Origin of the sequence: Gilliamella apis, assembly GCF_002142155.1 — a bacterium.
Taxonomy (GTDB): domain Bacteria; phylum Pseudomonadota; class Gammaproteobacteria; order Enterobacterales; family Orbaceae; genus Gilliamella; species Gilliamella apis.
Map to the genome: position 1 here is coordinate 1 of NZ_NASD01000036.1, position 11,624 is coordinate 11,624.

General features: G+C 31.3%; 11 protein-coding genes. 2 read left to right on the forward strand and 9 right to left on the reverse strand.

The features are described from left to right. Positions 1 to 322: 322 nt before the first annotated feature. The 4 genes from B6C84_RS11200 to sbcB all read right to left on the reverse strand — a co-directional run bounded on the left by B6C84_RS11200 (position 323) and on the right by sbcB (position 3,641). A complete protein-coding gene (locus tag B6C84_RS11200) occupies positions 323 to 970 on the reverse strand; it encodes a SanA/YdcF family protein (RefSeq protein WP_065578768.1) in 648 nt (215 codons plus the stop codon). Position 971: 1 nt separating this feature from the next. Continuing rightward, the gene (locus B6C84_RS11205; protein WP_065578767.1) at positions 972 to 1,661 is read right to left on the reverse strand and encodes a CidB/LrgB family autolysis modulator; all 690 of its coding nucleotides are present in this window, start codon (positions 1,659 to 1,661) and stop codon (positions 972 to 974) included. Further along, entirely contained in the window at positions 1,658 to 2,101 is a 444-nt protein-coding gene (locus B6C84_RS11210) for a CidA/LrgA family protein (RefSeq protein ID WP_086354162.1), read from the reverse strand. The genes B6C84_RS11205 and B6C84_RS11210 overlap by 4 nt, the downstream gene beginning before the upstream one ends. Positions 2,102 to 2,207: 106 nt before the next feature. Beyond that, positions 2,208 to 3,641 carry an exodeoxyribonuclease I gene (gene sbcB, locus B6C84_RS11215; protein WP_086354163.1) on the reverse strand — a complete coding sequence of 478 codons (1,434 nt, stop codon included), beginning with the start codon at positions 3,639 to 3,641 and terminating at the stop codon, positions 2,208 to 2,210. A gap of 869 nt (positions 3,642 to 4,510) precedes the next feature. Between sbcB and B6C84_RS11220 the strand changes: the two genes are divergently transcribed. Then, positions 4,511 to 4,891, forward strand: a complete 381-nt coding sequence (locus tag B6C84_RS11220; protein ID WP_086354164.1) for a hypothetical protein — start codon at positions 4,511 to 4,513, stop codon at positions 4,889 to 4,891. 296 nt (positions 4,892 to 5,187) lie between these two features. Here the strand turns inward: B6C84_RS11220 and B6C84_RS11225 are convergent, their stop codons facing one another. From B6C84_RS11225 to B6C84_RS11235, 3 genes are all read right to left on the reverse strand, one after another. Next, positions 5,188 to 6,249, reverse strand: coding sequence for an alpha/beta fold hydrolase (locus tag B6C84_RS11225; protein ID WP_086354165.1), 1,062 nt, complete (start codon positions 6,247 to 6,249; stop codon positions 5,188 to 5,190). A 226-nt stretch (positions 6,250 to 6,475) separates the two neighbouring features. After that, positions 6,476 to 6,982: a ubiquinone anaerobic biosynthesis accessory factor UbiT gene (gene ubiT, locus B6C84_RS11230; protein WP_065578763.1), complete on the reverse strand. Its 507-nt coding sequence runs from the start codon at positions 6,980 to 6,982 to the stop codon at positions 6,476 to 6,478. Continuing rightward, positions 6,983 to 8,611 carry a Na+/H+ antiporter gene (locus B6C84_RS11235; protein ID WP_086319819.1) on the reverse strand — a complete coding sequence of 543 codons (1,629 nt, stop codon included), beginning with the start codon at positions 8,609 to 8,611 and terminating at the stop codon, positions 6,983 to 6,985. A 151-nt stretch (positions 8,612 to 8,762) separates the two neighbouring features. Between B6C84_RS11235 and recO the strand changes: the two genes are divergently transcribed. Further along, the gene (recO, locus tag B6C84_RS11240) at positions 8,763 to 9,455 is read left to right on the forward strand and encodes a DNA repair protein RecO (RefSeq protein ID WP_065612951.1); all 693 of its coding nucleotides are present in this window, start codon (positions 8,763 to 8,765) and stop codon (positions 9,453 to 9,455) included. Positions 9,456 to 9,526: 71 nt separating this feature from the next. Here the strand turns inward: recO and B6C84_RS11245 are convergent, their stop codons facing one another. Beyond that, complete coding sequence (locus B6C84_RS11245) at positions 9,527 to 10,249, reverse strand: hypothetical protein (RefSeq protein ID WP_065612952.1); 723 nt, start codon at positions 10,247 to 10,249, stop codon at positions 9,527 to 9,529. Positions 10,250 to 10,370: 121 nt separating this feature from the next. Next, positions 10,371 to 11,465: a GntR family transcriptional regulator gene (locus B6C84_RS11250; RefSeq protein WP_086319818.1), complete on the reverse strand. Its 1,095-nt coding sequence runs from the start codon at positions 11,463 to 11,465 to the stop codon at positions 10,371 to 10,373. Positions 11,466 to 11,624 lie beyond the last annotated feature (159 nt).

Genomic DNA, 11,624 nt, shown 5'->3' on the forward strand with positions numbered 1-11,624 from the left:
ATATTCATTAGTATTAGATAAATTGTTCAAATTTTAATTGACTAAATATTACTTTTTTTTGCATAAAAATGCAATCTAAAATATTAGACAAATACTTTATGAGTTAATTTTTAAGCAAAAAAATATAATTTTCAATTTTTATTATTGGATAATATTATATTAAATCAATTAGATGTAATTAAAAATATTTACTATACTGATATTATTATTGATAGAAAAGAAATATATAAATGTAATTCTAATTAATAATTTAACGAATTTGTATGTATTAATAGCTTAAAAAACCCCTTTCCTCAAAATTTTTTACAGATTTTAGCTTAATTTATTCATCATTATTTATGATAGGGATGATAGGTCCAAGATATTTAGGTTTTTGATTCATTATATATAGATCAATAAAGGCACTAACACGAGCTAGCATTTCTCTTATGCGAACTAACTTCATACTTTTTGGTGCTGGAACGGCAAAACACTGTGCTTGAATATCTTGCGCAAGGGCAATAAAAATCGCTCGTTCGCAATGGAACTCTTGCGTAATAATAGTAAAATCATCAGCATTGAAAACTTTATTAGCCCGAACAACTGAATCGAAGGTTCTAAAACCAGCATAATCTAATACAATCGATTCTTTAGGGATACCTGCTTTAATCAGATCCTTTTGCATCGTGATTGGCTCATTATAATTTAAATGCGCATTATCACCACTTACTAATAGATAATCGACTTTTCCTTGCCAATATAGATCTATGGCACCATCGATACGATTGCGATAAAAACCGTTAATTCCACCACCTTTTACATATTTAGATGTACCTAATACTACACCAATTGTTCGATAGGGGAGCTTATTTTCATCATGATAAATGTAAGGTGCTGTTTTATAGCTTATCCAATAGTCGAGACTAATTATTACCGATATTAAAAACAGTAGAAAGGTAATTAAATAAGCAATAAATTTTTTTAATATCATGCTAAAACCAATCAAAAATAAAAACCATTATTGGAAATAAAAATGGTGCTGTCAATGAGGTCATAATACCACATAATACTAGTGATAAAGAGCTGTAAGCTCCTTCATTATAATCTACTTCAATACAGCGTGCAGTACCAACAGCATGTGATACAGCACCGATTGATAAACCTCTGGCGGAAGCTGTTTTTATTTTAGCCCAATTTAATAATTGATGAGCAAAAATTCCACCTAAAGTTCCGACTAGTATTACACATAATGCGGCAATAGATGGAACACCTCCTTGATTTTCTGCGATAGTTACCGCTATGGCAGTAGTAACTGATTTAGGTAGTACCGAAGCGGCAATTTCATCACTACCTCCTAACCAGAATGCAATACATACTCCCGTCACCATAGAAGCAATTGAAGCTGTAAAGGTGATTATCATGATGGATTTCCAACGGGCTTTGATTTGTGGGATTAATTCATACAAAGGGTAAGCCAAAGCAACAACTGAATAAGGTAGTAAATCATTAATAATTTTTACATTTTTTACATATTCAATATAACTAGTCTGTGTGATTAATAATATTGGAATTAAAACAATAACCGAAATCACTAGTGGATTAAATAATGGATTTTTGATTTTAAAGGAAATTTTACGAATAATTAGAAAAACTAAAACAGTTAATGGTAGCATCCATATCATGATTGTTTCTCCTTATCTTCAGACGATTTTATTGTTGATCTATGCAAATTTTCAGTAAGATATGCCGTTAAGAATAAGACAATGATTGAACCGCCAACACTGGCAAAGATAATCGGCAGCCAATTAGCTAAAAGCAGTGAATAATTATCCATGATTCCCATAGCTGCAGGAATAAATAGCACAGTCATATAGCGCATAAAGAGGTTACAACTGTTTTTGATCCAACGCGTTGGTATAAGTTGAAAAGCTAATAAAAAAAACAAGATTAATAGACCAATAATACTACCAGGGATCATGATTGGTAAGATTGCCGAAACAATGTTACCTGCCCATAAACATAGAGTTAAAATAATTAATCCACGACCATAACTAAATAGTGTGTAATATAAAGAATAAAGTCGATGCTTAATTGTTGCATGTTTGGCTAAAAAATGTTTCATAGTTTATACACTAATTGTCTTAAAATTAAATATTGACGGTATGCCCGTCGTTTAGAAAGGGCGGAGAGCTAAAACTAGAAATATATAATACGCCCCTGTAATTTAATTATCCAACTAAATAATGACAATATTGGTAAAGCTGTTTTAATAAAGTAAGCTTTTCCGGTTTCTGTATATAAATTTCTGCTAGTTGTTCAAGTGATTGTAAATAATTTTGTATCTCAATGGTATTGAGTTTATCTCGACAGTGATCTTGCCAAATACGCTGTTCTTGTTCGGTTAATGTTTGTGGATAATTTCTCGCTTTGTAGCGAAAGAATAATGTGGTTAATCGTGGATCATCAAAAGTGATTGATAAAGTTTCTAATAAATGAATTGGCGTAGTTCTTATTGTTTCACAACGTAAAAGATCTTGACCATTTAAAAATCCACCATAAATTTGTGCATCAACATCACTGTTAACTGGATAATCATTATTGATACTAAATAGCTCACGCATTTTATCCTGTAATTTATTTTGGTTTTGTAGTAGTTTTTGTTGATTAATCAAACATTGTTGTTTATCTAAATTAAAACGCTTTGCGTTATCAGCTAATAATGTGCTTAATGGCGCAATAATTGGACATTTATTTATATGAATCAGTTTTAATGGAATACGCTGTTCATCTAACTCTAGATCGGCTGTTTTGGTGTAAAGTTTTTCCTGAATAGTCTCGACAGGTAAATCAATAATTGAATCAATATCTCCAGCTAGATCACAGACTATAACTGCATTATTTTGCGTTGGATGCCATGCAATAGGGCAGACTAATGACATATTGCCTCTATGGCTACCTAACATTCCTGATACGTGAACAATAGGTGTCATATTTACAACGTCAATAAGCTCGGCAACTCTGTTTTTATTCCGTAATTTAAAGAAATAATTGAATAACTTTGGTTGGGCTTGTTTGATAAGTTTTGCCATAGCAATAGTAGCATAAACATCTGACATTGCATCATGGGCATGCTCGTGGGCAATATTATTTGCTTTAGTTAAATCTTCTAAACGAAAACTCGGTAAACCAGCGTCATTTGTTGGCCAGTTAATACCTTCAGGTCTTAATGCATAACATGCTCTAACGACATCAAGTAGATCCCACCGTGAATTACCATTACGCCAACTATAAGAGTAAGGATCATAAAAATTACGATACAAAATATTGCGAGTCACTTCATCATCAAAGCGGATATTGTTATAACCTAAGATACAAGTATTTGGTCGGTTAAATTCTTGATGGATTAATTTGGTGAATTCAGCTTCACATAAGCCACTTTGATTTGTTTTTTGTGGTGTAATACCAGTGATAAGAACTGCTTCAGGATTGGGTAAATAGTCTTGCGCTATTTGACAATAAATGACTAGGGGGTCTTCAATAATATTAAAATCACTATCTGTTCTAATGCCAGCAAATTGTGCCGGACGATCTAAAGCGGGGTTGATGCCAAAAGTTTCGTAATCGTGGAAGTAAAAAGTAGGCTGTATTTGATCGTTTTTCATTCCGTTATTTTGCTCTTAAGTTTTCATTTTAATTTCAAGTGATTATATCATTATTTAGTTAATTTTATTTATGAATAATACAATGATGTAACAATAATCAAATTTTAATAATTAATCATTAATGAAAAATCAAGGTAATAATTAAACTGACTTTATGAGCAATTACAAGAATTATTTTGCTAGTTATCCTATTGATAGAAAAGATTTTATAGTAAATTTATTTCGAATAATTAATCTGTTAAATTTAATTAATAATATTTTTTTCAGTTAATCTTAAATATGCATGTTACACCGTCACAAACTTGATGTTGTCATATTTTATGAAGGGAGGAGATGTCAAATAAATTGTTAATGAGCTTATTTTTTATACCACGTTTTTCATTACTACGTTTGTTAATCTCAGCTCTTGAGAGTGCCATATTAGTCACCTTGATTTTTTGTTTAACTTATTGTTACAATTAAATTAATTTATAAAAACAACTTTTTAGCTATATTGTATGCTATTAAGCTTACCAATGTTATCAGAATTAAAATAACTATTTCACTTTAATTCTTATTAATTTGTTATCTAGAAAAAGAGTGATATTATCAGCTTTCTGTTGATGATTATGCTTTTAAGCTAGCTTACATGGAATATAAAACAAATTATTATTTTAGTATTGGTGTTTCGAAATGGATTTCACAAAAAAATTATCCTTGTTTTAGCTATTTGTTTCGTGTTTACCGCAAATTGTTATGCTAAAAACTGTAAAAAGGTATACCATGCGGTAATTTATGTATCCACCTGAACAATGGGAATGTGATAGAAATCGACAAATAGAAAAAATTCAGGGTAATGACAACAAGTTTATCAGTTAAAAGTGTAAATAATGAAAACAAAAATTATCTTAATGTTGGTCTTTTTTATTACTGTTATCCAAAATGCTTATGGCGTTGCTCATTATAGAACATATGTTCCTCGGTTTTATTCTTTTCATACTTTCCATTCTAGTAGAGGAACGGGCAACGAAACACCGTTAGATAATATTTTTTTAAGTATTTTTATCATTTTCTTTCTTGGTATATTTTTTCTATCAGCAATATCGGTAATTCAAGAGTGTAAAGAAGCTAAAAATAAATTATTAGCAGAAGAGAAAAAAAAGCGTAATGAACTTGAGCGAATAAAATTAGAGGAAGCTAGAGCAATTAAAAAAGCGATGGCTCCTAAAGTCGAAGTGTATAAACTTAAGAAATATAGAAAAAAAAGATAAAACATATTGATTACTAGAGATTTTTTAAGTTCATTTTAGCTAATTAGTCGCTATATGATTTTATACGCCATTATGGCTGATAACTGTAACTTGAGTAACATCAGATTATATTTTATTTAAAATTATCTACAGCAAAAGGAGTTGTATAAGACTTATTTGATATAGTTAAAACGTGATGAAATTTATATTGTTACTTTATTATCTCTGTTTTTAAAGAGTTATATTATCTTTGCAATTCTAATCAGAATATTAAAAGTGAATATAGGGATATATTCACTTTTAATCGATGTTTTAATTTAGTAATAGGTTTCGAGTTCTTTTAAAAATATTTTTAATTCCTCAATCCAAAGGTTTGCATTCATTGTAGTGCCATGACCACTGGTTTTGTCACTGGCTGGGATAAGATAATATTTGGCTGCTACAATATCTTTCAATGCTTTTTGCATCACACCAGTATTTGGCGGATTTCTTTCATCATCTTCTGAGTTAATAACTAAAATAAACGCCTTAATCTTAGTTAAATCTTGTGTTGGATCAAAGTTTCTTGCGGCATCCCATTGATATAAAAAGTCATTAGTATCCATGCTAACACGTTCTTTTAACTTGTCTGATAATATTTCTTCCGTTTTTGTCGTATTATAGGCTTTATTTTGCCAAGCAATATCGCCACCGTTAGTTGCTATGTCATAATAATTATAAACAGTTTGAAATTTCTCCGGTTGTTTAGTATAAAAACCATTGTTCCAATCAGGATCTTCCTTAATTGAATTGATAAGCATTTTTCTCATAATCCAATTTCGACTAGACATTGGGGCAGGGGTTGCTGCCATTGGAATTGCAGCTGTCATATATTCGGGATATTTAGTTATCCATAACCAGGTGTTCATGCCCCCCATTGAGTTACCAATAATAAGTTCAAGGTGATTTATGCCTAATCCATTTTTCAATAGTTGGTATTGAGCATTAACCATGTCACCATAATCATAATGAGGAAAATTTCCTTTTAGTTCGTCAGAAGGTTTTGATGATTTTCCCGTACCAATTGCATCAGGTAATATAATAAAAAATTTTTCAGCGTCTAACGGTTTTCCTTTATCAAATAATGCATGCCCGAAACTATCATTAAGCATAGAATTACCATCACCAGTTGTGCCGTGTAAAATTAAGACTGGTTTGCCTTTAGGATTTCCAAGTGTGACATAATGGATTTTTAATTTTTTGATTGTATTACCATCATTAAATCGAAAGTTATTGATAATATAATCACCTTCATTTCTATTGTAAAAATCAGTGCAAAACCCTGGCATAGCGATGATAAAGGAAATAAAAAATAATATTGCTTTTGTTAGATTACTCATAATTGGTTCTCTCCATTATATTTATGCAAAGCTAACATTGTTTTAACGGTAAGAGATGGGGCAGGTAGAGAATAATTAACGAGGTAATGATCCATCGTTAATATGCATATTAATTTAATAAATACCAATTTTTCAATAAAAATAACTACTATCTACTTAAAATAATTGCTATTTAAATAATATCAGTTAATAAAAAAGGGAATTTATTATTCCCTTTTAGTGTGATTCAGTCTTTAGGTGCACTTTCAATAATATCTGCTAATTTTTCCAGTGTTATTCTTAAAAACTTTGGCATAGCTTCTATTTCAATTGAATCCATTAGGTTTTTTACATAAAGACCTAATTCTGTATCACCTTCAACAATTAGTCGACGTTGGAAAAATAGTGTGTCAGGATCTTGTCTTCTAGTCGCAATCATAATCAAATCGTTAGCATTACCAATAAAGCTGACATCAGGAATTTCTTCACGACTCACAACTAGTTTGTTATCAATTAAGCTCACAAACCAAACTAATTGCAGATCTGTTACTTGTATTTTAAGCCAACGATTTTCTAAAAAATCAAGATCACCATCTTCCAGCGAATTTTTGAATTGTAATTGCAATAATTGTTCAATCGTTCGTTTTTTCAAGTCGAAAGGTATACAGCGTAAAGTTAAACCTAACACTTGTGGTGCTTTATCGACAAATTGAGAATGAATTTTGCCAAGTAATTGGTGTTTGTTGCCAATCATTTATGCATCTCCAGAAATCATCTTCTCATAAATATCTAAATCTGTATTCAGATGTTCATACGTTTCTTCACTCACTTCATTGCGAATTTTCATTTGAAGTAATGCTGTACGTTCAGCACCAATTGCCACCAAACGCATACGTCTTTCTAGATTTTCAGCCTCAAGTGCTTTTTGTTCTAAATCTTTAAGTCCTGTTCTACGTCTTAATGAACCTATTACCCGCGATCCGACTTCATGAATAATCTCTTGATCTAAACCTTCTTCTGAGGTTTCTTGTAAAAGACTAGTTTGCATTTTTTCTAGGCTAACGATAGCTTCTTCTGCCATTTGTCCTTTAACAGTTAAAATCTCATTATCTTGTTCGGAATTGTCCAAAATAACACTACCACGTAATAGGATAGGTAATATGATTACAGCTGAAATTAATGATACTAATATAATCCCTGCAGCAATAAATACTAATTGGTAACGACCACCGATAGTCATTGGAATTGATAATACACCAGCTAAAGTAATTGCCCCACGGACACCAGCAAAGGTGGAAATCCAAAGATCACGATTGGTATAGGCTCTGAATGCTAATGGGCGTTTTGTGCCGAAAGGCATTGTTGGCATATGTTTCATCGCCCATAACCATGCGAATCTAGTACCCATTAAGACTACGAAAACAAATAAAACAATCAAACATAATTGCCATAATTCAATTGAAGCATCGGTCTGATTTTCAGTAAAGGTAGTTGATAAGATACTTGGTAATTGAATACCTAATAAAAGGAATACAAAACCATTAAATACGAAGGTTAACATTGACCATGTGCTATCAGATTGTAGGCGAGCAGTTAATGGTGCATTTCGCATCATACCAGATTGGTTTACTGTCATACCTGCACTAACAGCAGCTAGAATTCCAGAACAATGACATTCTTCAGCTATGATATAAGCCGCAAATGGTAGTAAGAATAGTAATACTATTTGAATAGCGGGATCATTATGAGTCAGTTGGTTTATCTTACGTAAGATACGTGCATATAACCAAGTGAATAAAACCCCAACCGCAAGTCCACCAACGGCAACAACAAAAAATGAAATACTGATCTGTAGTAGGTTAAATTGCAAAGCACCTGCAGCTATAGCGATGGCAAATTTTAATGAAACAAGGCCAGAAGCATCATTCATTAATGCTTCACCTTCAATGATTTCCATTTTTTCTTTTTCAATTCTTCCTTTACCGACAATTCCACTAAGAGCAACGGCATCGGTAGGAGATAGAACTGCTGCTAATGCTAAAGCTGCTGGTAATTCAACATTTGGAAGCATCCAATAAAGTAGATATCCTAGCGCAATAATAGAAATTACGACTAATACCAGTGCTAATCCGACAATTTCTCTAAAATTGTAGACAAAATCTTTCACCGAAGTTTTTCGACCATCAGCAAACAGTAAGGGAGGTATAAATAAAACGAGAAAGAGTTCTGGATCAAATTTCAAATACACACCCAAAGCAGCTAAAAGGCAACCCAATAATATTTGCATTAATGGCAAAGGAATTTGGATCGGCAACATTTTTATAACAACACCAGAAAGTGATACAATTAATACCAGAAGTAATATTGTTGAAAATAGTTCCATAGTTACTCTTTTGTTATTATCCTATAATTAACTATTGATTATATCGGATTTTTAACAAAATTTCAGATTAAAATTGCCTAAATCATACAATTTTTAATCACTCTCTTTTTTTGAATAAAAAAACAAGCGTTTTTATTGACGGATATCATTGATGGAAAATTGGCAAAGAGCATTTGTTCTTCATACTCGTACCTATAGCGAAAGTAGCTTATTAGTTGACTTATTTGTTGAGAATGTAGGAAAAGTAACTATTCTAGCTAAAGGAGCTAGACGTAAAAAATCAGTATTGAAGGGAATTTTACAACCTTTTACGCCATTAATCGTTCAGTATTCAGGTCAAGGGGAAATTAAGAATTTGCGCCAGGTTGAAGCAATATCTCTGACATTACCACTTGTATCAGTTTTTCTGTACAGCGCTTTTTATTTAAATGAACTATTAGATCGAGTCCTATTAGCTGAAACCGAAACTAATACGCTATTTGATGATTATTTGATAAGCTTACAACAATTGGCACAACAAATTTCAGCTGAAAATGTATTGCGTACATTTGAATTGGCATTACTTGAGAATTTAGGTTATCACGTTGATTTTTTTCATTGCAGTGCAACGGGCGATGATATTGTTGAAACCATGCATTATCAATATCAATCAGAAAAAGGTTTTATTAGTAGTTTGCTACAAAATAGTACCAGTTTCACCGGCGAACAGGTGTTAGCTTTGGGTAAAAGAGAGTTTCTAACTATAGATACGCTTAAAGCTGCTAAACGTTTTACTCGAATGGCTTTAAAACCTTATATAGGTTCAAAACCTTTTAAGAGTAGAGAGTTATTTTTGAAAATTTAGTTTTTGATTTCTCTATTCCACCAATGATTATTGGCGGAATAGTTTATTAATTATAATTTACTCGATTAAACTTAGTATCTTGGTGGTTTAGCATATTTGCTATTATAACTATCGGCAGGGAAAGCGTTAGAATTCGGTGATTTCTTATATTGATTACCACTTTCCAATTGGAAAATTGCTGTACCAATCACCCCAATATTGTTCGCTGAACCTTCATCGGTATGATTTGCATAAGCTTTAGATGCTTGTGAAAATGTAAATGAGGCTACTTCACTATCATTTTTTCGAAACCCTTTAATTGATAGCGTACTATATGGTCTTAAAATATAACCATTATTGTTCAATGAACCAGCTTTTCCGTTGATTACATCTAATCCATCAACAGTTGCTACAATTTCATAAGTATTTCTTGAATAATTAACATAATAAAGTTGATAACTTTTACCTTCTTCACCAAGCATATTGATTTCATCATCCTGTTTGAAAAGCGACCATTTATTATTGTTATCATCAATTATTGACATACCCACATCGCCATTGAGCATGAGTTCTTGAACTTTTTTTCCATGCACAAATACTTTCTTAGAATAATGAATTACCGCAACGTCTATTGGTGTGTTATTAATGCGATCTAATTTAACTTCACGAACATGAGATTCGACCCCATCTCCCCATTGTGTTCCTATTCCTCTATCATTTGCGGCTTTTGAATTGATTGCTTGTTGACATCCACTTAAAATTAAACTGATTAAGCCAATCATTAATACATTATATATGTTATAAAATTTATTCATTAAGATTTCCTTTTCTAATTATGTTTAGTAATTATATATACAATATTATATATTTGAATATTATATAAATATATATTAATTTTGTTGGCTGTATTTTATCGACTGAATAATGAGTTCTATATTATGCTCCACTTGATGCACGGATAACTAATTCACCATTTACGTATATAGTACGAATTGGTAAGGTTGGATTATTTATCCTTTGAATTAAAGTTTCTACCGCAGTCAAAGCTATACTTGCTAACGGTTGTTTATAAGTAGACAGTGGGGTAGATAGATGACCTGCATAATCAGCATCATCAAAGCTAATCGTAAATAATTTTTGTTTTGGATTTATTCTTTGATTCAATGAGATTAATTGCATTGCCGTAAAGTCATTACCACAAACTACATGTTTAATGTTCAATTTTGCCAATTGATTAATTACTTTTTCATCAATTTGTGGCACTTGAATTATCCAATCGTTAATTTTTGTAATTCCTGCATCATATAGTGCTTGTTTATACCCAATTGTTCTTAAAGCAACGGTATTAGCTGAATCACTTTTTGATACAAATGCTATTCGAGTATTTTTCTTTTCAATAAAATAATTTGTGACAACGTAACCTGCAGCAATGTTATCAATACTAACTAAGTCAGCTTTACCTCGAAAAGGGAAAACACAATAGTCTCTCTCTAACAATATACAAGGAATATTGTAGAGTGCCAGATAATCCATTATTCTTTTATTTATGATATTCGCGTAAGGGTGAAACTCTAAAGGTGTGAAAAATATTCCGTTAATATTATTTTTTGTATAATTAATGATGACTCTTTCTACGTCATTTAAAATAGATTGTATATCCTGACTTTTGGTCAGCATCCCTGCCCATAAAAGAGAAAACTGATAATTATTGGCTAAACTTGCTATCTCAGAATATAAACTGTCAAGAATCATTCTACTTTCATCTTGTTCTAAACGAGGAGCCAATATTCCAAAAATATATTTGCTTACTTGTTGATCTTTAGGGTGTCTAACATAAAACTTACCGCCTTGTTTACCTTCAATATAACCTTCTGTTTTTAATCTTGAAAATACTTTACTGATCGTTGGCCGGGAAGTCTTATATATTGAGCTTAAATCAGATGAAGACGGAAGGGTACTATTACAATCTAAAATTCCACTTTTGATCTGCAATAATATTTCCTGATAAATCTGCTCACTTTTATTTGCCATTATTTTACCTATATAACTTTAATTGAATATAACTAGTATGACATAACCATTAAACTTGATAAATTAAATTTTACAAGTTCTTAAAAAAAGTGACTTTGATATCATAAATAATAAAAAGAAATAGATTAATATTGTTAACCTTGTTGCAGATAATTAGAC